The following is a 23,289-nucleotide window of genomic DNA, read 5'->3' on the forward strand; positions in this document are numbered from 1 at the left end:
TGTAAACACTTGAAGAGACTCGATCAAATTTGTTTATACATTCAGCTTGCATAAAGCTGAGTTTGTGTAATATCTATTTTTTCAATTTCGTTTACCCAATGATCTGCATGCATTTCATTTTTGGCAAAACTTTCAATCAGTTGAAATACCGTATCGGAAAATCCACCGACATTCATCACATCGCTATGTTCAGGCATTTGCGTAGTGGTATAGGGTTGCAGATCAACACACACCAGTTTTGCATCAGGGTTATGCTGTTTTAGCTGTTTCCAATAATGCATCATCCCTGTTTTTCGATGTGATCTTGGAACTTGATCTGCCCATGATTCATTATCAGAGAAGTAAATTACCATATCGACTTTGGCATTTTCTTTTACTAACAGTTCCAAAGGCTTAGAGCAATCAGTTCCACCACCACACATGCTGGCAAATTTTTTAGCCAAAGCAAAAATATCAATTTCTGAATTTTGCTGTTTTCCAAAATTTTTTCGTTTTAAATATTCCTGTACTTTGCTGAAATTGGATAATTGACGAACTTCAGTATCAAACGGCATCAAACGAATATTTGGATTTACATATTTAAATGCACTAGCAAATAATGCAGCAGCATCTACGCAACGTAACTGAGAGGTTGCACCCTGACGATAACCTGTCACAGAACTTGACATCGAACCGGAAACATCAATCGCAATCACCACATTTCCTTCAAGTTTCGGTACATTGGCGATGGCACGCTGCATAGCAAACTTTAGCGCATTGGCAATTTCATGTGGCATATCCTCTGCAAGTGCAGACCAAGCCATCATCAATTGATATGGAAATACTCGACTTTTGGCTATGGCTTGCTCATCCATCAATTTATCGGCAATGATTTTTGTCATTCCTTTGATTTTAAAAACATCATGGCGTAAGAAGGTATTTAAGTTCATACGTAGCATTTGCCAAGAACCATTTTTTGCAATTTCGGCCCATTGTTTCGCATTCAAATTTAAATTGGTTAGAAGCTGCATCGGCACTTTAGGTACTTGTGTTGCTGTTCCCAATCGAAACTCTTCCAATGCTTGCACTTGAGTCGGTAGTTGGACAAGTTGGTATTCTTTTCCTAGGACATAGGCAAAAAAAGCATCGTGTTGAACTGTCTTTGGTTTTGGATGAGTCATTTTTAACACATCGGCAAGTGAAGGGCTGTTTCCAATATTGGCCGCAATCAATTGTTGATCCGATGCTGAAAGAATCCATTCATTGACCATACGTTTCGGTAATGAACCTAATGACTTACGACCAATCATTCCAGAGCGCATGATTTGAACAAAATTTCTCAACTGTTTTCCATTATCAATAATCAAAGGAAAAACTTGCTTAAATAATTCTGCATTAAGTTCAGAAAGTAAAGCCAATAACACTACAGGTGTATCTTTCATATGTGCCTTTTGGCGTGCATAAATTGCAGTTTTAGCCACAAATTCAGGCTCTACTTCAAGCGCTAGGTTTAGAATACTATCAAGTTGCACTTGTGCATTTTGATAAAAGGTCTGATTCAGTGTACCTGTTGCAGCAAGCTGCGCTAATGCGGCACGAGATTTTAATTTATATGCGCGACCACCAGCTTCGTTGTATTCAATGGTTTTTGGTTTTGCCTGTTGTTTAGAGGCAAAAATTGTCTTGTTCGCCATGACAGCATCCTCAAGTGATTTTTTAATTTCTTGAGATAGATATTGCAGAGAGTGTGCCAAGTTTTATTCTGGAATGAAATTTTATTTTTAAGTTACTGATTTTATTAGTTTAAAAAATTTAAAAGTTCAGTGGTTATGTGTTTTTAAATTTAAAAGGTATAAAATAAAATATCTTTATTTATAGATTTTTATCTTTATTTCTATTTTTAAAATAAAAATCAATGAGCCTAATGTTGTGCAAATAAAAAAAGGACACTAACTCCAGCTAAAAGCAAAGTTAGTTGGGATATAGTCAACCTATTAAAAACTCAGGCACAAAAAGATATTTTTTTTAATTCATATTTTTAATTAAATTAATTGCATGGCGGAATAAACTATTTGAATATAAAAAGCTTGCACTGCCACACCTTTTGAAGATGAGGCCAAACCTTGCGCTGCAAACAAAGCTGAGCTTTGTTTTGCTCATGTTGGGCGAGGGATAGATCCTGTACCCCCGCATTCCTACACAATGGGCGATATCCATATCTCCACACGATAGAACGACCATCTATGATTCAATAATATTGCATAGCGTTAAATTGAAGTTGGGAAAATTACTTTTCCCAAGGTTTCCCAGAGCGAAGCTGTGTTAATTCGCCGTGCATATTTAGTTCATACTGATCAAAATCATCAGCAATATAAAAATTGCCATGATAGTACTGGGCAATTTCATCACCAATGCTTTGCACACCTTGTGCATCGTGGTAACGGGCACTAAGATGGGTTGCAATTAAATTGGATAGCTGAATCGATTCGGCAAACTCAGCGACCATTTTCGCAGAACTGTGCATTGGACCTGCACCTACTTTGTCTAACACCGCTTGAGTATAGGTGGTTTCATGAATCAGTAGTGCCGCATCCTGACAAGCGTTGGATAGTAATTCTGGCTGGTCGTTATCTCCACCGACAATGGCGTAAACACTTTGAGTGTTTTGAATGAGAACATCTTGACTTAAGATGGACTGCCCATTCCACTCAATATTTTGACCTTGTTGTAGATCGCCCCAGAGTTTACCTTTCGGAATTTTGAGTTGATTTAAAACGTCAACATTGAGTTTGCGCTGCGTTTGTGCCGCTTTAAAGCCATAAGCATAACTTGTCACACGGTGGTGTAAGTGATGAACGTCAATAGAAATATGCTCATCCAATTGCAATGGATTCGTCAATGTATTTACATCGATAAAATGTATTGGATAAGGCAGGAAAAGTTCAGTGAATTGACAGGTTACTTCTAACCATTGCTGAATTTCTTTGGGTGCAATCAGCGTGATTGGATCTTTACGTGCATTCATACCAGCACTTGCCAGTAAACCCATCAAGCCATAACAATGATCGCCGTGTACATGCGTAATGCAAATGGCTTTTAAATGTTGTAAAGAGAGTTTTGCTTGTTGAATACGATGCTGTGTACCTTCGCCTGCATCAACCAATATCCAGTCTTTGCTTTTGCAATAATGAATCGCTAAACCTGACACATTGCGTGTTAATGTGGGCACACCAGAGGATGTCCCTAAGAATGTAAACTGTAACATGAGGAATTAAAACCTATTGAATATTTAAAATGTTTTCTATGATTGTTTTTACAACAAAGCAGGATGGATTCCATCAAAAAAGTGTCGAATCAGACGGTGATGGGAGAAGTGAGTAAAAGCTTTGTACATCAATAGTATAGTCGCATTATATTCAAAAGAGAAACTGAGATTTTTAAAATATTAAAAAATGACGGTATAAACAGTATTTGATTTTTGACAAAATAAAACTATGCTTTAAGCAAGATATATAAAATTTTATAGATTTATAGAAATATGCAAAAATTTAAAAAAACAGTTGTGATTGGTTTTGTGGGTTCTACTTTAGATCAAGGGAAAAAACTTGATCGCTGGCAACGTTGGCGTCCCACCATGAGTTTGTTGATGCATGAAGATTTAGTGGTTGATGAGCTGGTTTTGTTACATGATCGCCGAAATGTCAGCTTAATTGATCATTTGCGACAAGATGCTTTAGAAATCTCACCACAAACCCAGATTACTGGCCATAAGGTGAATATCCGTGATCCCTGGGATTTTTCGGATATGTATGGTGCATTATATGACTTTGTAAAATCATATTCTTTTGATACTGAGAACAATCATTATCTATTACATATCACCACAGGTACGCATGTTGCGCAAATATGCTGGTATTTATTAATTGATGCGCATTATTTACCAGCCAAACTCATTCAAAGTGCACCTACAGGTAAACAACAACCTGAGGGTGAATATCGGATTATAGATTTAGATTTATCTCGATATGCAGCATTAACCCAGCGGTTTGAACATGAACAGTCTGAAAATTGGCAGCAGTTAAAAGCCAATATTGCCACGAAGAACCAAAAATTTAATCAAATGATTCAAGAAGTAGAACTGGTTGCAACACGCTCAAGTGCGCCAATTTTGATTATGGGTGCAACAGGAGTCGGTAAGTCGCATTTAGCTAAGCAAATTTATCAATTGAAAAAGGAAAAATTTCATCTTTCAGGGCGCTTTATTGATGTGAACTGCGCAACGCTGGTTGGTGATAGTGCGATGTCGACATTATTTGGTCATAGTAAAGGCGCATTTACAGGCGCTATTGCAGCACGTACTGGTTATTTAAAAAGTGCAGATAATGGCATTTTATTTCTCGATGAAATCGGCGAGCTAGGGTTGGATGAGCAAGCCATGTTGCTTAAAGCCTTGGAGGATAAGTCATTCTTTCCTGTAGGAAGTGATAAAGAGGTTCAGGCTGACTTTCAGTTGATTGCAGGAACCAATCGAGATTTACGTGAGGAAGTTCGTGCAGGGCGGTTCCGTGAAGATCTATGGGCTCGCTTAAATACATGGACCTTCTTTTTACCAAGCTTAAAAGATCGTGTGGAAGATATTGAACCGAACATCACCTTTGAATTACAGCGTTTTGCTGTTGCGCATCAACGGCAGTTACGTTTTCATACCGATGCCTTAGAAAAATATTTAAAATTTGCGCAATCTGCAGATGCCAGTTGGCAGGGGAATTTTCGTGATCTAACGGCAAGCGTGACACGTATGGCGACTTTAGCCAATGGCGAGCGTATTGGTTTACATGAGGTAAATGCTGAGATTGGCCGACTACAACAAATTTGGAATATTGCTGAAAATAAAGATGCTTTAACCCAATCGTCACTGATGAAAATTTTAAGTGCTGAACAAGTGGCGCAGATTGATGAATTTGATCGTATTCAATTGCAAGGGGTGATTGAGGTTTGCCAAAAATCGAAATCCATGGCCGATGCTGGACGGCGTTTATTTTCTGTATCTCGTGAGCAAAGACAAACCACCAACGACAGTGATCGAGTGAAAAAGTATTTGGCCAAATTTGCTCTGAGTTGGGATGATGTGAGCGGATAAATAAAGTGAATCATTCACCTTATTTATCCTAGAATTCTTTTTAAATTCAGATTTATGGCACAAGAAGAAAACGCGAAATTGCGATTCTTAACTGCTTTAAATAACCTGTAAAGAAATGGTTTGCACCTGGCAATACGGTGATTAAATGGCGCTGAGGTTTCGCCCATTCAAGCAAATCAGAGAGTTTAGTCGTCGGATCTGCTTCACCATGTACAAACAGGATATCGCCTTTGATTGCTGGGGTAACATAATGACGCAGACCATCTACAGTGGATGTTGGTAAACCACATAAGATCACTTGTTGTGGTTTAATTTCATCAGGTAGCGCATGATAGGCTTTTGCCATTACATGTGCACCAAAACTAAAACCGCCAACATAGAAAGGTAGACTTTTGTGTAATTGTCTAACGTGTCTAATGACCTCTAGAATATCTTCAGTTTCAGCAAAGCCTTCATCATGGATTCCATCGCTTTGTCCAGAACCACGAAAACTTGGGCGATAGACCACACAACCCTGTTCAGAGAGGATTTGTGCAAGTAAAGCAGGAACTTTATGTTGAGGTGTACCACCTTGCAGTGGGTGAGGATGACAAACGACAGCAAAACCTTTTACTTCGCCCACAGGATAGTCAACAAAAACTTCAATTTTGCCAACCGAACCTTGAATGAACAGTTGTTCGGACATAATTTAAACGATCATAAGCAGGGAAGTGCGATAGTTTACCGATTCTGTTCACAGAAAACATGAATTGGAATTAAAATATCCCGACTGTTATAGTTTGATTAGTTATTTTTTGATCAGGAAGACCATGCTCGCCTTAATTTCCCCTGCTAAGACGCTCGATTACCAGTCAGCACTCCCGACCGATACGCACACTCTACCAAGACTGCTGGATCAATCTCAACAGCTTATAGACCTAAGTCGTAAACTCTCCGCTTCAGATATTGCCAGTTTGATGAGTGTCAGTGAAAAAATTGCCAATCTCAATGTGGAGCGTTTCCGTGACTGGAATGCTGACTTTAGTTTTGCCAACGCGCGACAAGCAATTTTTGCATTTAAAGGCGATGTTTATACTGGTCTAGATGCATATAGTTTGTCGCAAGACGATCTCAATTTTGCGCAAGATCATTTACGCAGCTTATCTGGTCTATATGGCTTATTACGTCCTCTTGATTTAATGATGCCGTATCGTTTGGAAATGGGAATAAAACTTGCCAATACCCGTGGTCATAACCTTTATGAATTTTGGGGAGATCGAATTACCGATTTGATCAATCAGGATTTGCAACAAAGCGGCTCAACGTTATTGGTCAATATTGCTTCTGATGAATACTATAAATCGGTCAAGGAAGCAAAAATTCAGGCTGATATTATTAAACCAGTATTCTTAGACCAGAAGAATGGTAAATATAAAGTGATTAGCTTCTATGCTAAAAAAGCGCGTGGCTTAATGGCCCGATACATCATTCAAAATCAATTGAAAAAAATGGATGATCTTAAATCCTTTAATACTGATGGTTATTATTTCGATGCCGAGAGTTCATTGAAAGGTGAACTGGTATTTAAGCGTGATGAGCAAGTTGCTTAAGTATTTCAAGCGTTTAATGTATTAAAAGAGAGTTGGCTTGCTTAAGCCAGCTCTTTTTCAAAAATAATGTATTCATGACCAAGCGAATTTACCGCTTTGATTTGAACAAAGTTAAACATATCTTTAATTAAATCAATTATTTGATGATGAAAATCTAGCACTGCCACACCTGACATTCAATGTTTAAATAGCTTTGCGTAGGCGATGCCTCACTTTTCAGAGATGAAAAGTGACAAAAATCTTCTGTTTGGCGAGGGGTACGTCCTGTACCCCCGCCCAACGGCGACATCCCTGTCGCCCCACGGTAGGATCACCATCTATGATTCAAAAGCACAAAAAATAAGCTTCATTTTTGATCAATGACTTGATAGAAATCACTTGTATGAATAATTAGCTAGTTTGACTATAAAATAATCTGCAGGTCTTTCGGTGATTTGTTTATGTGTAAACTCATCACCGAACATGGGATAACAACCAAAAATGTTGTATTAATATATAAAGTCTTAGATGTTCTATAAATATGATCATAGCTAAAACAGAAGATTACCTCAAACCATTCAATCAGTATTGGGGTGAATTTGCGAATCACATAGCAATCGAAACAGAGCAGTGTATTTTTTTACAGCAGTTGCTTGTTGCTGCTTATACTGAGCCACAACGTCATTATCATACGGTTCAACATATTGTCGAATGCCTTGAGTTATTTCACCAAGTAAAAGCGCAATTGAATGATCCTGTTGCTGTTGAGTTGGCAATTTGGTTTCATGATGCCGTTTATAATCCACAAGCAAAAGATAATGAACAACAAAGTGCTCAATTAATGCGCGAGCATTGTACGGATATTTTAACGCAATCGGTCTTAGACAAAGTTTCTCAATGGATCATTGCAACACAAGAGCATCAACCGTCTAAACAGCATGATTTAAATTATTTACTTGATATCGATTTAGCAATTTTGGCTAGCTCTGATGAACGTTTTGCAGAATATGAACAGCAAATTCAACAAGAATACGTGTGGGTTGACGCTGAAATCTATAAAGTCAAAAGAGCCGAAGTTTTACAGCATTTTTATCAAATGCAACCTTTGTATCAGACTGAATATTTTAGAAAACATTTTGAGCAAAATGCGAAAGTAAATTTGTCAAAATTTTAAAAGTGAATTTATATCAGAGCAGAAATCGTTATTATTCGGTCTTTTATAAATTTGCTGATTTCATTTTTATAGTTAAATCTCATATCATTAAGCATTTACTACATTATTAAACCTTACATAAAATTTTACATCAAACCCTATTTATATTTAGGAAAATATTTTGAACATTGTCAATATTTTGAGTTTATCAGGTCTTCTTTTCTTAAGCGCTTGTTCTCAACAAAATTCTCAGAATGTAGCTCCAGCGGAGTCTACGAGAAAAGCAGCGATTGCAGCAGATAATAATGACAAAGTTGATCGTGTAAAAGTTGATACAGGAAAGGCAAGCAGTGAAGTTGAAGTCGAAATTCCTACGACTGTTACTGAAGCAAAAATAGAGCATAAATCTAAAGGATTAAATTATCCTGATGAGCTTATACAGCAGGTAAAAGATGCACAGAAACATTGTAAGCAAGCAGTAGCGGTTGATATGAAAGATGTTGTTACGGTTGTGGATTTAATTGGGGATGATCAGCCAGAATATATTTATGAACCTGACTTGATTAGGTGTGTTGAAGATGGTGTATTTAGAGGGCATGGGGGAGATCAGCTGGTGATCTACCAATCTAAAGATCATAAAACCATACAAGAAATTTTTAATAGTGCGGTATTTTCTTATCAGATTATCAATAATCAAGCCAAAGCTATCGTTCAAGTCGAAGTTGGTGGGGGATATTGTGGGCAAAACATGGCAGAAATTAGCCGTGCAGAAGCAATCAATTGCAAGCGTAATCTGGAATGGGATGAGAGCCTAAAACAGCTGAAGATGGGTAAGATGTATGTTGATGAACCGAAGGCTAATGCTGAATAAGTGCTATTCAATATAAATAGCACTCTAAGCAGCCAGTTATTCACGGATAATCATGCAGGTAGCTGTTGCATGTGCATATAATTTTCCATCTTCATCGACCAGTTTCCCTTCAGAAATGGCAAGACTTTTACTTAAATTAATCAACTGTCCAATAGCAAATAATTGCTTATTTTGAGGTACAGGGCGGCACATTTTTACATTTAAATCGATGGTCCCATAACCTACGCCTGCTTCTAGGGTGGTATGTACAGCACAGCCAGTTGCTGAATCTAAAACTGTTGCTGCAAAACCACCATGTACGCCACCTAAAGGATTTAAATGACGCTGATCCGCTTTGACTTTAAAACTTGCATGACCATGCGAAATTTCATGTAAATCCATCGGGATGGTTTCACTAATTGATGCTCTAGGAATGTGTCCATCAACCATTGCTTGTAGAAATTCAAGCCCTGTCATTTCTTTTGGGTGTTTCATATATTTATCCTTTATATGGGGTTCTAAAAGAGAACTTAAAATAAAATATGATGTTGAGGGATTTACTGTCAAACTTTTTATTGAATTTGAACGATTGAGTTTTATTTTGGGGTGTTTGAAATAAACAATGAGTTTTTTATAGATGACTAAATTTCAGAAATTTCATACAAGAAATCAGAAACACTTAATGCCAATACTTCATGATGATCCTGTGATTCAACAATATCAACCATGAGATCATCAAGTCCTGTGTGATCTTTGATTGAAACGCCTTGGATTTCTAAAAAAGTTAACATCATTGTAATACATTTGTTGATCTATACGGCTGAGTACACCTTCAAGTTTAGCGTAGTCACAACCTGCACGGCCTACTCCTGTTTCCTTCAAGATTTCATCATGAACAGCAATAACAAAAGTAGATGTGATTAGACTCATTTGTAAGCAAGCTCGTTAAGTTCATCTTTGTGTTGATGAATTACGCGTTTAACGCTATGCATCACAATACGCTTAGTCGCTTCATCGTTACTGAATTGCATAGATAAAACTTGACCTGCTATAGTTGGGCGAGCTTTTCGATTTTCAATTTTAAAATCTTTAAGTCGCTTAACCATATTGCACCTCACATTATTTTTTTAATAATCATAATATAACATACGGTTTATATTATAAAAAAACTAGAAGAAGAAAATTATAAATTCAAACACTTAGTGCATATGAAGTTTTTAATGTTCAAAATCGTAGAATTTTTCAATATGGTTGGATTGATGAATGATTTTTAAATCAATTCTTTCACCCGTTGCCCATGTGGCAATCGATGCTTGTAAGTCGACATCAATAATATCTAGCTCTTTACATAAGGTTTGATCACTTTCAATCACAATGAATTGAGGTGATTGTGTCTTTAGACACTTTGCAATATACCGTTGAATATTTTGGAGCTGATAAACATCTATAATTTTATAACGCATACTTTTCCAAATATTATATTTAAATTGTTGTATTGACTAATTTAGAGCGAATCATTTCGCTTTTCAATTAAAAAACATCCGTATGATAAAAAATATCTGTTTCACTATAATTTCACTACATCATTGTAGTATCTTTATGGAAAATTTATAAAACAAGGAAATCATTATGAAAGGGCAATGTGTTTGTGGGGCAACAACGTTTACGGTTGAATTAAAAAATCATGATGTTCATGCGTGTCATTGTTCAATTTGCAGGAGACAAACGAGCGGTGTAATTATGACGATTGATGTCGAACAGGGCAGTTTACAGTTTACTCAAGATGAGCACTTAAGCATTTATAATTCTTCTGCTTGGGGCGAGCGAGGCTTTTGTAACTGCTGTGGCACAAATTTATTTTGGCGGACTAAAGACCAGAGTTATTGCAATATCAATGCTTTTGCATTGGATCAACAGCCTCAAGATATAAAATTCGATATGGAAATTTTTATAGACAATAAGCCTGAGTTTTATGCTTTTAACAATGAGACAAAAAAACTAACCGAAGCAGATGTAATCGCGCTTTTTGCAGGAACCACTGATTTATAAATAAGTTATTCACTGATTCGGATAAGACCTTAGATTTTTATAAAACCAATAATCCTATGCCAGCCAATTTAAGATTGACTGGCATTTTTATGTGCTTGGACGCTGAGTTTAAGGTTTATAAAGCCCAAGTTCCGTCAAATGTAATCTTAAAATCCGTCTAAGTTCCAATACCGCTTCAGGTGTCTCTTGGATCGAATGACCACCTTTGATAATTTTCTCAGATACTGCGCCGTCCAAATGCGAGCTGGTATATGGAACGATTCCATCCGTCATCACGTTAGGATCGGTGCTATTGGTGATATTGCCCATAATTGAGTGATAGATCATGTCTTTCTTAGGCATCACGTTTTCAGTCAATTTGGTGAAGTTTGAGCTATGGCTTAAGTCACTTGGACCATTTTGAATCAGTCCATGCCCAACATCTTTTAAAAAGTTTTTTGCATTTAAATCACGATCATCAATAGAGTCAGCTAAAGCCCCCAAGAATGCACCTGGCAGCTTAATAATCCGACGAGCAGCCAAAGTGAACCAGCGATCAGCAAATGCAGTACCACGATGTGGTGCTGAAATAAAAATAGCACGATCAAAATTAGGTACAGATTGAATAGTCAAGCGAGATTTGAACATTGGATCATCTTTAAATTTATCAAATTTACGATTGTTCAACATCTTTAAGGCGGGTTGAGTCAGATTGGCATCACTGACTAATAAGCGCGCAATAATCCCGCCCATACTATGCCCAATCAGTACGGCATCTTTAGCAGAAGCTGAATTTTGATTAATTGAAGCAAAACCTTGATTAATGATAGCATTGATCTGAAAACGGCTTTCTAAGATTGGCATATTGGTTGAATAAAAAACCTGCCAAACTTGATAGTGCTCACGTAATACATTGTCGCCCATAATATCATTGGTTAAACGAATCCAAGCTTCAGGGCTACTGGCTAAACCGTGTACCAAAACAATCACTTTTTTATTTGGGTTATACGGTTCAAGCATATATAAATGAGGCATGGTCAGGCTTTGATCACGATCGATTAAGCTAAGATAAGCCGCAATACCTAAGTTATTTTGAGCCAGCCATAGACCATAGGGAGCTGAAAAGTTTGCAGCAAGCGGGTATTGTTTGCCACCAATTTTTAAATTTTCAATGCTGTAAGGATCATAAACATTCAGTTGAAAGTTTGGATTGTGTAAGATGTTTTGTAGTGATTCATTTGCATTTTCAGGTTGTGCTGCAATACTGACCGATAAATAACGCGGTTGATGAATATTGGGATTTATGCCGTTTTTGTATTTATAATCAAATGGATTCACAATATATTTGTTTTCTTCAGGTGCTGTCGTGTTAGGTAAAATTGCGACAAATTCTGCACCGAAACCATCTCTACGGTTGATCGAGCGTAATCCTGAGAAGTTTAAATTATAGCTTGAAACAAGATCCTCAAGTTCAATTTGAGCCAGTGCAGGGTAGCCATTAAAATTAATACGATAAGTGCTTTTGCCCACTTTAATTTGTTTCGCCACTTTTTGTTTTTTATTTCTTATGGCATATGTCGAAATCAGTTTGGCTAAGGCTTGATTATAAAAGTCACGTATCTGAACTTGTCGGTTATTAAAAATACGGTCTTGAGGCTGGCGTTCAGTTTTAAACAAATAGGCATAACTATAACGGATACTGTTATCAAGCATCACCATTTGCTGATCTAAACATTGCTCATAGTTTTTCTGCGAGGCTTGTTGTTTGTCAGTGGATTGATGCTTAGAAAAAAGACTGACTTTACAATCTGATGAGTCGCCAAGATTGATTGCTTTGGTTAAGTAAATTTCACTTGCGGTCGAAAGCAGTTGTTCATCTTGAATCTGTGGGATTTCAGCTAAATCTGCCACACATTTTTCGGGTTCATCTGTACAAGATTTGGCTTCTCGTCCAGTCATCGACAAGACATTTAAGCTGGCTTCACTCATTTTTGAACGTGTTAAAATGCTGTCACGTTCATTGGTAATGGTTACATTCACCTTTTGATTTTTTACACTGACAACTTGGCATCCAGATAAAATCAATGGGCTCATTGCTAAAGCACAAAGCAAAATATTGTTTTTTGAGTATTGCATAATCATTAACTAGATCAATCTTTGTCTGAATCATACGTTAGTTTTATTCAATTTATAAACAAAAAAATAGACTGAATGTTCAGCCTATTTTTTCAAAAATTTATAAATTTATTTTGCCAGAGCTGGGTTTTTCAAAACCTGCCAAACGTTGTAACGACCTTGTTTTTCAATTTCTTGAATTAAACGATCAGCAACTTCAGCTTCTTCTGGGTATTTCACTTTATAGTTTTTCAAGGTTTGGATCGCATTTTTCTTTTGCTCCATACCAATAAAGTTGTTTGCAGAAGATAAATAGGCTTCTTGAACCCCTTGTTTGATGGCTTTATCTAAATATGGAATCGCTTCTTTTTGACCGCCACCTTCAGATAAAGAGAAACCAAACCATAAGTTTGCTTCAGCGTCATCTTTGTTGATTTTGAGAATACGTTGAGCATATTCTAGTGACTTGGTGGTATAAGAAGAACCTAAGTCAAGGTTACGGCCTAAAACACTGGCTTTAAATGCACGAATCAAAATATCAAAAGAAGCATTTGGTGCCGCAGCCAATTGGTCAAGCTGAGTAGAGACTTCTTTCAACTTAGTTTCAAAACCTTTACGTTCTTTACGGTCACTAAATTGTGGTGGGTAATGACGTGCTTTACCTTCAACCATTTGCAAGAAATCATCAATTGCAGTGATGTCAATTTCATTGTTTCCAGCAAGTACTGCATATTTCATAGCACGTTGTGCGCTATTTACTGTAGGTACAATCAGTTTATTGGTATCTAAAATGATTTTTTGGTTTGGATTTGCCGGATCTGTCACTTCGAGTTTGTTTACAGGTTGAGCCGCTGCTTTTTTCAACTCTAATTCAAAAACTGGCGGTTGCGAGTAATCGAAAGGGTTTAATGCATAAAACGGAGGAGACAATTCAGGCTCAGTGTAAATAAACGGCTCGTTTGCATCTATTTTATTCTGTTGCTTGGTCGGTGTTGTTGAACACGCAGTAAGTAATGATGTTGCGAGCAATGCATATGCCAAAGGCTTAATCGTCATGTGTTTCTTCCATTAATTTATATTAAAAAACGTGCATGCGCATCAGTCTATGAAAAGACGTCTGAACATGCAACTTGATTTGGTTCGTATTATTAAAAATTATACATTACAGTCTATTGACACTTCATTTTGTGAAGTATTAGGAAACCTTATGCTTTCGATGAGTGGTTTTGTGCTTCACATTCACGTCTAACTTCTTCGATAATTTTGATTTCATCTTCACTTAAAGGCTGTTCAATATTGTGTTGTAAATTAAAGGTTGGGTCTAAAAGTGATAAACGCTGGCACAAACTATTGATGCGTTTTTCATTTTGTTCCAAACGATCTAACAAAACACGCATACCATCAAGCATAGGGTCAGATTGTTCTGGTACGGCTGCGTAGGCTTGAAATTCTGTGTTTTCAATACCACTGGTCATTTCTTGTGGACAACTTGGTTCTGGTGTAGTGACGATTTCTTTATCTTTGCTAATAAAGCGAGCAGGATTACCTACCGCCGTGACGCCATCAGGTACAGCTTTAGTCACCACAGCATTTGAGCCGACTTTAGCATTTTTACCGACCACAAAAGGGCCTAGGATTTTTGCACCAGCGCCTACTACAACACCGTCTGCTAAAGTCGGATGACGTTTACCTTTATTCCATGTCGTGCCACCTAAAGTCACCCCATGATACAAAGTGACATCATCACCAATTTCTGCTGTCTCACCAATCACCACACCCATACCATGATCGATAAAAAAGCGTTTACCTATTTTAGCGCCAGGGTGAATCTCAATACCTGTGGTAAAACGACTAAAAGAAGACAAAATGCGTGCTGAAGTTTTACAATCTTTTTCCCATAATTCATGGGCAACACGATGCATGATTAATGCATGTATCCCAGGATATGTGGTTAAAACTTCAAATGTATTACGCGCAGCAGGATCTCGCGCAAATACAGCTTGGATATCTTCTTTAAGCTGTTTTAGCATTAGTTTTGATCCTCATCTTTTGACTTTTTCCATGTACCATTATTTAAGGCTTGAACTCGGCTAAAAATGCCTCTTAATAAATGATATTCCATCTTATCTAATTGTATACGCCCAAATAATCGACGCAAGCGTAAAGGCAGTAAACGCGGGTTTTTAGGGTCTAAAAATTCGATATCAGCCAACATTTTTTCAATATGCGGATAAAACTGTTCCATTTGTTCGTGTGTGACCAAAGGTTCATCCCAATGCATATCTTCTGAATCTGTTACCCGCATCACTGCTTCAGTATCCAATGTCTTATCAGCGAGTTCTAATGTTGCCATACGCATTTCATAGCACAGTACTTGAATGGCTTGAGCGACATTTAACACTCCATATTCACTATTCACTGGTACGGTGACATGAAAGTTTGCCAGCGCAAGCTCTTCATTGGTTAAACCACGATCTTCACGACCGAAGACAATAGCGATTTCTTGTTGGTGTTGGATAACAGCCTGCATTGATTTTTGCGCCGCAGGGCGTGCATCAAGCAAAGGCCATGGAATGGTGCGACTACGTGCACTGGTTCCAAATACAATATGACAATCTTTAATGGCATTTTCTAAGCTGTCGACAATTTCTATGTGCTCAATCAGATCTGCTGCACCCGCTGCCAAGGCATCTATATCTGGGTGAGGGTAGGTTTTAGGCGCAACGAGCACAAGTTTAGTTAAGCCCATTGTTTTCATTGCACGTAGAGCACTTCCGATATTGGCAGGAAGTGTCGTATTGACCATGACAATACGTACATGACTTAAATGCTGTGAAATCACAGCATTGTCGAAAATATCCATGAATATTCCAAAATATTAAGCTTTAAATTCAAATAGGAGGTTAGGAAAATTGGCCTGCATCTGCCATATAGTCATCCATTGCATCATCCATACTCATATTTTCTGGCGGTGGTGCAACTTGAGTCGGTTGGGCAAGTCCACGATGATCCACGGCTTTTGCCGCTTTAGATTTGACTTGGTATTCAATATGAATAGATTCTTTACCAAAGTAATCACGTAATTTAGAAAGTAACTCATCCAATGGGGCAACTTTCCATTGTTGACCTAAATGTAACTCAGCCGTGGCATAGTCATAATCTAACTGAATCTGCATTGGAATGTGTTGACACATATCGACATTACAGAAAGGCAGTAAGATCTTTTGAATATCCGAGGCTAAAGTTTTCGTCATCACTTCGTTATTCAGTGTGATGGCAATGCTATTGGCACGCTTTTGTCGAATTTCATTGAGGGTGAATGCTTTGGTCAAACGACCCATAGGGCGGTCAAAACCTTCACGTTCATAAATTTCACCTTCAATCACCACCACTTTTTCATTTTGAATAATGTCTTTAAAGCGTTGGAAGCGTTCATGATTCGCAGAGACTTCGATACGTGCTGTGCCGTCATCAAGGGTAATCATCATCCGATTCGGGAAATTAGCAATATCGACCACTAAACCTGCGAAAACAGTGGTTACACCACGGCGAGTAGGGGTTAATTCATTAATTTTATTTGGAATAAAGGATTTTAATTCTGCACGATAGACATCAATTGGATGACCTGTCAGATATAAACCCAATGTATCTTTTTCGCCTTTTAGACGCACTTCATCAGACCACGGTTTTACAGGTTTAGCTGGCTTACGTTGAACTTCTTCAACTTCACCAAATAAGTCCATGATGCCCGTTTCACGATTAGAACGCGCCTGTTCAGCGGCTTGGACGGCTTCTGGAAGTTGAGCCATTAAACTTGAGCGTTCAATTCCCAAACAGTCCAGTGCACCAGCGCGAATCAATGCTTCCAATGTTCTTTTATTGATTTTCTTCAAATCTACACGGTGGCAGAAATCGAATAAATCTTTAAAAGGACCATCTTGCTCACGTGAATCAATCACGGATTGCATGGCTTGTTCGCCGACACCTTTAATTGCACCTAAGCCATAAATAATGGTGTTTACATCACTGGCATAGAATTGGTAGAACGACATATTTACCGATGGCGGCAATACCACTAAGTTGTTGATTCGGCAGTCATCAATTAAAAATACAATGTTATCTGTATTTTGCATTTCCGAAGACATGACCGCAGCCATAAATTCAGAAGGGTAATGTGCTTTTAACCAAGCCGTTTGATAGGCAACTAAAGCATACGCAGCGGCATGTGATTTGTTAAAACCATAGCCTGCGAATTTTTCCATATAGTCAAAGATATGGTTGGCTGTACCTTCATCAATATCTTTTTTCGCAGCACCTTCAATAAAGGTGGCACGTTGCTTGACCATTTCCTCAACTTTCTTTTTACCCATCGCACGACGAAGTAAATCTGCACCACCCAGTGTATAGCCAGCACAGAACTGTGCGGCTTGCATCACCTGTTCCTGATATACCATGATCCCATAAGTGGGTTCGAGTACACTTTCTAATAGCGGATGTAAGTATTCAAACTCACCACCATGCATACGATGGATAAAGTCAGGGATAAGGTCCATTGGACCCGGTCGATATAAGGATACGAAGGCAATAATTTCTTCAAATTTACTTGGGCGTGCTTCTTTAAGCATTTTTTTCATGCCCACGGATTCAAACTGGAATACCGCGGTGGTATTTGCGTCAGCAAATACTGCATAGGATTTAGGATCGTCCAAAGGAATGTTTGAAATATTTAACGGCTTATCAGATTGAATACGCTTATTAATATTTTGAATCGCATCTTCAATTACAGTAAGGTTACGTAAGCCCAAGAAGTCGAATTTTACTAAGCCCGCAGCTTCTACATCATCTTTATCGAATTGGGCAACCCGTCCTGTACCATCAGCTTCACACAAAATTGCCGAATAATCGGTGATTTTGGTTGGTGCGATCACCACACCACCTGCGTGTTTACCTGTATTACGGGTAATGCCTTCAAGCTTGAGTGCCATTTCCCAGATTTCAGCAGCATCGTCATAATCTGGGTTGGATGGATTGGTCACAATATCTTTAAGTTGTGGTTCAGCCTCAATAGATTCTTCTAAGGTGAGTCCTAAAGGTTTAGTCGGAATCATTTTAGAAATACGATCTGCCAAACCGTAAGATTTACCTAAAACCCGTGCTACATCTCGAATCGCACCTTTAGCAGCCATGGTACCGAAGGTTGCAATCTGAGAAACCGCATCACGACCATAATGGCGTGCTACATAGTCAATGACCTTATCACGCCCAGCGATACAAAAATCGATATCAAAGTCAGGCATGGATACACGTTCTGGGTTTAAGAAGCGTTCAAAGAGTAGGTCATAACGCAGCGGGTCTAAGTCAGTAATTTTTAAACTATAAGCGACGAGTGAGCCTGCACCTGAACCACGACCGGGACCTACAGGAACCCCATTGTTTTTAGACCATTGAATAAAGTCCATGACGATGAGGAAGTAACCAGGGAAATCCATTTTATTGATAATGCCAAGCTCATAGGCCAGACGTTCATCATAAGGCTTACGAATTTCAGCCCAATCTTCATCACGTGTTTCAACAGGGTAAAGGAAGTCTAAGCGTTCTTCTAAACCAATTTCAGAAAGATGCTCAAAGTAAGAATGGATAGTATGACCTTCCGGAATTGGATAGTCTGGTAGATCATGAAATCCTAAACGGAGTGAAACGGTACAACGCTTTGCAATTTGTAAGGTGTTTTCTATGGCACTTGGAATATCTGCAAATAGCTTAATCATTTCAGCAGAGGTTTTAAAATATTGCTCAGGGCTGTAATGCTTAGGACGTTTACTATCGCCTAGAACATAACCATCTGCGATACAAACGCGTGCTTCATGTGCTTCATAATCTTCTGGTCTAACAAAATGCACATCATTATGTGCCACAACACCAATATTATATTTTGCAGCGAGTTTAACCGCTTCTTCATTGAAGCTTTCTTCTAATGGGCGACCTGTACGCGTCAGCGCTAAATAAACACGATTGCCAAATTTTTCGATCCATTGTTCTAACAGCGGTTCGGCTTTTTCAGGATAAGCTGCACAGAGCATTTCTCCCACATCACTATGTAGGCCCAAAAGTACAATGATGTCTTGAGACTGTTCAAGTACCCAATCTTTTTGTACACATGGGATCGAAAGCTGTTGTCCTTCAATAAAGCCGCGAGAGACAATTTCAGTCAGACCACGCCAGCCTTTATTGGTCATTGCCAGTAAGGTTGCTTTATGGTTTGCATCATTTAATCGAATTACACTGCCGAAAATAGGTTTAATCCCTTTCCCCAGCGATTTGTTATAAAACTTAACTGCTGCATGCAGGTTGGATAGGTCTGTAATGGCTAAAGCAGGCATTTCATCAGATGCGGCAGCTTTAATCAGATCAGGTATACGTACGATCGATTCTGTAATCGAGAATTCGGTATGAATACCAAGATGAACAAACTGCATAGACCTATCCTATATGAAACTGTCGGCTATTTTATCACGCTTAAACTGTGATGTGCTGAAATAAAATGTTCTGGATGAATTATTGCTTTGTATTTAAGTATTTGAAATATATTTAAATATACTGAATTTTTTTATTTTGGCTTTTAGTTGCATGATTAACCAGCAGTCAGCTTGAGTTGTGTGTTGATGGTCTTTTTTATATAGAAACGAATAATTTAAGCTTTATTTGAATGATATGGATTGAATGAAACAGGGCAATCCATTCAAGCTATTGTTATTGAATGGGACAAAGATGCAGTGAGATTTTATCGGGTGATAAATGGGTTTAGCATGAATGAGCTTATTGGACGTTTTGATATCGCTATTTGCTTAGCTTACTTATTCTTATCGCACATGATCTAACTGATAAATAATAAAAGCCCTGACTATTATTCAGTTAGGGCTTTGTATATCTAAAAAAGTCGGGCTTATAATGCTTTTAAACGTTCTGAACCAATCCAATGTTTAGAGAATTGATATGCTGCACGCCCTGAGCGTTGACCACGAGCTTGACACCATCTTAATGCTTCAGCACGGACATCATCAGCAAAGGGCATGTCTGCTTTTGCTAAATAATGTTCCACAATTTCTAAATAAAGATTTTGATCCATTGGATAAAACGACAACCACATACCGAAACGATCTGATAATGAAATCTTTTCTTCGATGGCTTCTTGCGGATGCAACTCTTTATATTGCGGCACATCGACTTTGGTTACAGGCGTGTTTTCATGCATAAATTCAGGCAATAAATGACGACGGTTACTGGTTGCGTAAATCACAAAATTACTTGAGCCAGATTGTAGCGAGCCATCTAACACGCTTTTTAAACTACGGTAATTTTCATCTTCAGCATTAAATGCCAAGTCATCACAATAAACGATGAACTTTTCTGGGCGATCTTTAATAATTTTTTGAATTTCTGGCAAGTCAGACAAATCATCTCGTTCAATTTCAATTAAACGTAAGCCCTGTTCTGCATACTGGGTAAGTAAAGAACGGACAATGGATGATTTTCCTGTACCGCGTGAGCCAGTCAGTAAAATATCGTTGGCAGGTAAGCCGTGTAGAAATTGTTCAGTATTTTGTAAAATTTTAGCTTTCTGACGTTCAATCCCTTTAAGATCATCCAAATGCATTGCTTTCGGGTTATAAATCGCTTTGAGTTGTTTATCGTGCCACCTAAAAGCCACTGCTGCAAAGTCAGTATCTTGTTTCTTTTCAGGAAGGACTTGATGTAACTGATCAAGAACAGTGGATAATTTTTGGATGATATTGTCAGGTAAGTCGAAAGTTGCCATATCCGTTCGCTATTTTCAGAAATTACAATGTGTGGTTGATATTAGCACAGTAAATTTATTGAGCTAATCTCAATAGGCGATAATTGGAATCTAAAGCAAGAATTAAATGACTTATGGTAATTGATTATCTGGTTATTTTTCAGCATAGTTTATCGACAGGTATTTAAAAGTGTCGGATTAAAAATCAAAGGAATATTAGAAATGTTATTAGAACTCACTCAAGATTTAAATCCGCATCAGGCTTATCGTATTAAAAAACTAAAAAGAAAACTGAAACATGCAGAAAACTATGAAGAGTGGAAATCTATAGCGTTAAAACTGGATGAAGAAACGGGGGCACAGGAGTGGAAGCTAGATAATACCTCACCATATTTTGATGCTGAAATTATTTCCCATCGGTTAAATTTATTGCGCCGTTACCGTCTACAAAATCGCACCCAAGATTTGATGTATATCCTAAGAGAAGGATTTAGTCACGATGTTGCCAACATCGGACATCCGATGCTATTTGCACATACCTATGTTGGAACTAAAAAAATAATTGAAGATTATATCGATGAAGTTAGCAATAGCTTGGCATTCATTGCTTCAGAAAGTTGCCAAGCCTTATGTCATGAAAGCAAAAGGAAGTTTTTTGAAAACTGTGAAAAGGCCTATGGTCAGCCCGCACTGATGTTTTCAGGTGGAGCAACGTTAGGTTTATTTCATAGCGGTGTTTGTAAAGCATTAATGGAACAAGACTTAATGCCAAAAGTACTTTCTGGTTCAAGTGCTGGGGCAATCATGACAGCGATGCTGGGGGTAAATGAACCGGGTGAGATTCCAAACTTGCTCAGTGGTGACCAGTTTTATAGTGAAGCTTTTCACTTCAGAAGCTTAAAAGAATTAATCAAAGGCAATGGTGGTTTTGCAGATGTCCGATATCTTAAAAAGTTCTTGGTTGAAAATTTAGGTGATGTAACCTTTCAGGAGGCGTTTGAAAAATCAGGCTTAGATATCAATGTCACCGTTGCGCCTTATGATGTCTCTCAAGAAGATGTACGAATCATGAATAAATATACCTCACCAGATTTATTGGTCTGGAGTGCAGTATTGGCATCATGTGCTGTACCGGTTTTATTTCCACCTGTGCGTTTGATCAGTAAGCGTTACGATGGTGTACATACCCCTTATTTGGCAAATACGCGTTGGGTGGATGGCAGTGTCCGCAATGATTTCCCCCAAGAACGCATGTCACGTCTTTATAATTTGAATTACACCATTGCCAGTCAGGTTAATCCACATATTGTACCGTTTATGCAGAATGATGAAGAACGTTACCGTAGAGACTTACTGAGTTGGCCTGAACGTATAGTGCGTAGTCAAGGACGCATGGCTGCAATGGGGATCATGGACTTTGCCAGAGGCCGTATGGGACGAGTTCCTTCTATGCGTCGTTTACTCGATCACGGTTACGGTATTATTGACCAGCGCTACTATGGTGATGTCAATATTATTGGGGAGTATAGTCTGCGCCATTATAGCTATATGTTACAGAACCCACGCCCATATCTATTTAAGCTGTTGCAACGAGAAGGTGAGCGTGCAACTTGGCCAAAAATTTCAAGTATAGAAACACATGCACGTATTGGTAAAACAATCCAACATTGTCTAGAAGTTTTGAATCATCCAATGACGAAAGATATACCCGCAGAACAATTGACAGAAGTATGAGCCAAAGCAGAATTCTTCCAGTTGCATATAATTCAATCCAAAGTCAAAAATTGGGTCGCCGTATTTATCAAATTCAACAGGGACAGCAATGGTTTTGGTTGAAATTGCAGCTCAAAAATTCAAATCACTGTTATCAACAGCACTTTTTCAATGAGCTGAACTGTTATAGCGAGTTGAATGCATTAGAGACTGAAACTCAACCTGTATTGTTAAACTTTTCAATATTTGATCCATTACAGCAATTTCAAATGGATGAAGAGGTCATTGATCAAGCTTTATGGGTGGAAGATGCCCCAAAGCTTTTTCAGGATCTACCTGATCAACTTAGCTTGGCTGAAATTGGTAAGCGATTAATGCTCAGCTTAGATGTGCTTGAACATTTGCATGACTATGGTTATCTGCATGGTGATATCAAAGTTGAGCACTTTCGCGCTAAGGATGAGAAAAGTTATTTGATTGACTTTGAACAGGCTGTAAACACCGCTGAAGAGGCAAATTTAACAAATATCGCAACACATACAGCAACACCACGGTATATGGCACCAGAATTGTTTCATGCGCAACCAAAATCATTTCAATCCGATATTTATGCGTTGGGAATCGTTTGGTTGGAGTGGTTGACACAACAGCGCTTATCGGCAAAAAGCTATCAAGATTGGGCATTTTTACATTGTCAGCAGTTAAATGTAGTGTTACCAGAGCGATTTAAAATTTTTGAAATGGTTTTAACAGCGATGTTAATGAAAAAAACAGGGCAACGTTGCTCAAATATTTATCAAATAAAACAAGTATTAAGCCAAATTGTTTAAACAAAAAGCAGTATTTGCAACATTTGTTTTTTATTTAAACAAACGAGTGTCTTTTTCGAAAAAAGGGCTTGTCATAATAAAACGATCTCTATAATATACACAGCCATTGGGGACGTGG

Annotated in this window: 20 protein-coding genes and 1 pseudogene; 7 read left to right on the forward strand and 14 right to left on the reverse strand. The window is 38.0% G+C overall.

The features are described from left to right. Window positions 1-41 precede the first annotated feature (41 nt). Together AC07WY_RS13395 and AC07WY_RS13400 are read right to left on the reverse strand one after the other, a co-directional pair. Complete coding sequence (locus AC07WY_RS13395; RefSeq protein WP_262086430.1) at window positions 42-1,673, reverse strand: TROVE domain-containing protein; 1,632 nt, start codon at window positions 1,671-1,673, stop codon at window positions 42-44. A gap of 593 nt (window positions 1,674-2,266) precedes the next feature. Further along, window positions 2,267-3,244, reverse strand: coding sequence for a ribonuclease Z (locus tag AC07WY_RS13400; RefSeq protein ID WP_494736498.1), 978 nt, complete (start codon window positions 3,242-3,244; stop codon window positions 2,267-2,269). 273 nt (window positions 3,245-3,517) lie between these two features. Between AC07WY_RS13400 and rtcR the strand changes: the two genes are divergently transcribed. Continuing rightward, window positions 3,518-5,119, forward strand: coding sequence for an RNA repair transcriptional activator RtcR (rtcR, locus tag AC07WY_RS13405; RefSeq protein WP_262086428.1), 1,602 nt, complete (start codon window positions 3,518-3,520; stop codon window positions 5,117-5,119). A 52-nt stretch (window positions 5,120-5,171) separates the two neighbouring features. Here rtcR and AC07WY_RS13410 read toward each other — a convergent pair whose 3' ends face one another. Next, complete coding sequence (locus tag AC07WY_RS13410) at window positions 5,172-5,804, reverse strand: alpha/beta hydrolase (RefSeq protein ID WP_004719268.1); 633 nt, start codon at window positions 5,802-5,804, stop codon at window positions 5,172-5,174. Window positions 5,805-5,928: 124 nt separating this feature from the next. Between AC07WY_RS13410 and yaaA the strand changes: the two genes are divergently transcribed. After that, window positions 5,929-6,708 (forward strand): peroxide stress protein YaaA, encoded by a 780-nt coding sequence (gene yaaA / locus AC07WY_RS13415; RefSeq protein WP_494736499.1) that lies wholly within the window; start codon window positions 5,929-5,931, stop codon window positions 6,706-6,708. Between the two features lie 41 nt (window positions 6,709-6,749). Here the strand turns inward: yaaA and AC07WY_RS13420 are convergent, their stop codons facing one another. Then, window positions 6,750-6,884, reverse strand: a complete 135-nt coding sequence (locus AC07WY_RS13420) for a hypothetical protein (protein WP_494736500.1) — start codon at window positions 6,882-6,884, stop codon at window positions 6,750-6,752. A gap of 344 nt (window positions 6,885-7,228) precedes the next feature. On the opposite strand from AC07WY_RS13420, the gene AC07WY_RS13425 reads away from it, so the two are divergent. Further along, entirely contained in the window at window positions 7,229-7,861 is a 633-nt protein-coding gene (locus AC07WY_RS13425; protein ID WP_494736501.1) for an HD domain-containing protein, read from the forward strand. 160 nt (window positions 7,862-8,021) lie between these two features. Continuing rightward, window positions 8,022-8,711, forward strand: coding sequence for a hypothetical protein (locus AC07WY_RS13430; protein WP_262086426.1), 690 nt, complete (start codon window positions 8,022-8,024; stop codon window positions 8,709-8,711). Between the two features lie 36 nt (window positions 8,712-8,747). On the opposite strand, the gene AC07WY_RS13435 is transcribed toward AC07WY_RS13430, so the two are convergent. From AC07WY_RS13435 to AC07WY_RS13450, 4 genes and pseudogenes are all read right to left on the reverse strand, one after another. Beyond that, window positions 8,748-9,185, reverse strand: coding sequence for a PaaI family thioesterase (locus AC07WY_RS13435; protein WP_494736502.1), 438 nt, complete (start codon window positions 9,183-9,185; stop codon window positions 8,748-8,750). Between the two features lie 146 nt (window positions 9,186-9,331). Next, window positions 9,332-9,620, reverse strand: a pseudogene (locus tag AC07WY_RS13440) (type II toxin-antitoxin system death-on-curing family toxin). Beyond that, on the reverse strand, window positions 9,617-9,796 hold the full coding sequence (locus tag AC07WY_RS13445; RefSeq protein ID WP_166782259.1) for a hypothetical protein: 180 nt from the start codon (window positions 9,794-9,796) through the stop codon (window positions 9,617-9,619). Before AC07WY_RS13445 ends, AC07WY_RS13440 begins: the two are co-directional and overlap by 4 nt. A 111-nt stretch (window positions 9,797-9,907) precedes the next feature. After that, entirely contained in the window at window positions 9,908-10,153 is a 246-nt protein-coding gene (locus AC07WY_RS13450; RefSeq protein ID WP_004719281.1) for a hypothetical protein, read from the reverse strand. 166 nt (window positions 10,154-10,319) lie between these two features. Between AC07WY_RS13450 and AC07WY_RS13455 the strand changes: the two genes are divergently transcribed. Then, window positions 10,320-10,739 (forward strand): GFA family protein, encoded by a 420-nt coding sequence (locus AC07WY_RS13455; protein ID WP_494736503.1) that lies wholly within the window; start codon window positions 10,320-10,322, stop codon window positions 10,737-10,739. A 108-nt stretch (window positions 10,740-10,847) separates the two neighbouring features. Here AC07WY_RS13455 and AC07WY_RS13460 read toward each other — a convergent pair whose 3' ends face one another. From AC07WY_RS13460 to AC07WY_RS13485, 6 genes are all read right to left on the reverse strand, one after another. Further along, window positions 10,848-12,860 carry a lipase family alpha/beta hydrolase gene (locus AC07WY_RS13460; RefSeq protein WP_494736504.1) on the reverse strand — a complete coding sequence of 671 codons (2,013 nt, stop codon included), beginning with the start codon at window positions 12,858-12,860 and terminating at the stop codon, window positions 10,848-10,850. Between the two features lie 102 nt (window positions 12,861-12,962). After that, window positions 12,963-13,889, reverse strand: coding sequence for an ABUW_2363 family tetratricopeptide repeat lipoprotein (locus AC07WY_RS13465; protein ID WP_096734442.1), 927 nt, complete (start codon window positions 13,887-13,889; stop codon window positions 12,963-12,965). A gap of 149 nt (window positions 13,890-14,038) precedes the next feature. After that, window positions 14,039-14,863 (reverse strand): serine O-acetyltransferase, encoded by an 825-nt coding sequence (gene cysE / locus AC07WY_RS13470; protein ID WP_494736505.1) that lies wholly within the window; start codon window positions 14,861-14,863, stop codon window positions 14,039-14,041. After that, window positions 14,863-15,696: an RNA methyltransferase gene (locus AC07WY_RS13475; protein WP_262086422.1), complete on the reverse strand. Its 834-nt coding sequence runs from the start codon at window positions 15,694-15,696 to the stop codon at window positions 14,863-14,865. The genes cysE and AC07WY_RS13475 overlap by 1 nt, the downstream gene beginning before the upstream one ends. A gap of 40 nt (window positions 15,697-15,736) precedes the next feature. Next, the gene (dnaE, locus tag AC07WY_RS13480; RefSeq protein WP_419335851.1) at window positions 15,737-19,309 is read right to left on the reverse strand and encodes a DNA polymerase III subunit alpha; all 3,573 of its coding nucleotides are present in this window, start codon (window positions 19,307-19,309) and stop codon (window positions 15,737-15,739) included. 467 nt (window positions 19,310-19,776) lie between these two features. After that, on the reverse strand, window positions 19,777-20,649 hold the full coding sequence (locus tag AC07WY_RS13485; protein ID WP_034618149.1) for an ATP-binding protein: 873 nt from the start codon (window positions 20,647-20,649) through the stop codon (window positions 19,777-19,779). Between the two features lie 201 nt (window positions 20,650-20,850). On the opposite strand from AC07WY_RS13485, the gene AC07WY_RS13490 reads away from it, so the two are divergent. Together AC07WY_RS13490 and AC07WY_RS13495 are read left to right on the forward strand one after the other, a co-directional pair. Then, on the forward strand, window positions 20,851-22,362 hold the full coding sequence (locus tag AC07WY_RS13490) for a DUF3336 domain-containing protein (RefSeq protein WP_056511973.1): 1,512 nt from the start codon (window positions 20,851-20,853) through the stop codon (window positions 22,360-22,362). Next, a complete protein-coding gene (locus tag AC07WY_RS13495) occupies window positions 22,359-23,171 on the forward strand; it encodes a protein kinase domain-containing protein (protein ID WP_494736506.1) in 813 nt (270 codons plus the stop codon). The genes AC07WY_RS13490 and AC07WY_RS13495 overlap by 4 nt, the downstream gene beginning before the upstream one ends. Window positions 23,172-23,289 lie beyond the last annotated feature (118 nt).

This window comes from Acinetobacter sp. GW821-FHT01C12, from assembly GCF_059422625.1.

Coding starts and splice junctions, on each gene's coding strand:
- AC07WY_RS13395 (WP_262086430.1), bottom strand. CDS start 1,673: ATGGCGAACAAGACAATTTTTGCCTCTAAACAACAGGCAAAACCAAAA.
- AC07WY_RS13400 (WP_494736498.1), bottom strand. CDS start 3,244: ATGTTACAGTTTACATTCTTAGGGACATCCTCTGGTGTGCCCACATTA.
- rtcR (WP_262086428.1), top strand. CDS start 3,518: ATGCAAAAATTTAAAAAAACAGTTGTGATTGGTTTTGTGGGTTCTACT.
- AC07WY_RS13410 (WP_004719268.1), bottom strand. CDS start 5,804: ATGTCCGAACAACTGTTCATTCAAGGTTCGGTTGGCAAAATTGAAGTT.
- yaaA (WP_494736499.1), top strand. CDS start 5,929: ATGCTCGCCTTAATTTCCCCTGCTAAGACGCTCGATTACCAGTCAGCA.
- AC07WY_RS13420 (WP_494736500.1), bottom strand. CDS start 6,884: ATGTCAGGTGTGGCAGTGCTAGATTTTCATCATCAAATAATTGATTTA.
- AC07WY_RS13425 (WP_494736501.1), top strand. CDS start 7,229: ATGATCATAGCTAAAACAGAAGATTACCTCAAACCATTCAATCAGTAT.
- AC07WY_RS13435 (WP_494736502.1), bottom strand. CDS start 9,185: ATGAAACACCCAAAAGAAATGACAGGGCTTGAATTTCTACAAGCAATG.
- AC07WY_RS13445 (WP_166782259.1), bottom strand. CDS start 9,796: ATGGTTAAGCGACTTAAAGATTTTAAAATTGAAAATCGAAAAGCTCGC.
- AC07WY_RS13450 (WP_004719281.1), bottom strand. CDS start 10,153: ATGCGTTATAAAATTATAGATGTTTATCAGCTCCAAAATATTCAACGG.
- AC07WY_RS13455 (WP_494736503.1), top strand. CDS start 10,320: ATGAAAGGGCAATGTGTTTGTGGGGCAACAACGTTTACGGTTGAATTA.
- AC07WY_RS13460 (WP_494736504.1), bottom strand. CDS start 12,860: ATGATTATGCAATACTCAAAAAACAATATTTTGCTTTGTGCTTTAGCA.
- AC07WY_RS13465 (WP_096734442.1), bottom strand. CDS start 13,889: ATGACGATTAAGCCTTTGGCATATGCATTGCTCGCAACATCATTACTT.
- cysE (WP_494736505.1), bottom strand. CDS start 14,863: ATGCTAAAACAGCTTAAAGAAGATATCCAAGCTGTATTTGCGCGAGAT.
- AC07WY_RS13475 (WP_262086422.1), bottom strand. CDS start 15,696: ATGGATATTTTCGACAATGCTGTGATTTCACAGCATTTAAGTCATGTA.
- dnaE (WP_419335851.1), bottom strand. CDS start 19,309: ATGCAGTTTGTTCATCTTGGTATTCATACCGAATTCTCGATTACAGAA.
- AC07WY_RS13485 (WP_034618149.1), bottom strand. CDS start 20,649: ATGGCAACTTTCGACTTACCTGACAATATCATCCAAAAATTATCCACT.
- AC07WY_RS13490 (WP_056511973.1), top strand. CDS start 20,851: ATGTTATTAGAACTCACTCAAGATTTAAATCCGCATCAGGCTTATCGT.
- AC07WY_RS13495 (WP_494736506.1), top strand. CDS start 22,359: ATGAGCCAAAGCAGAATTCTTCCAGTTGCATATAATTCAATCCAAAGT.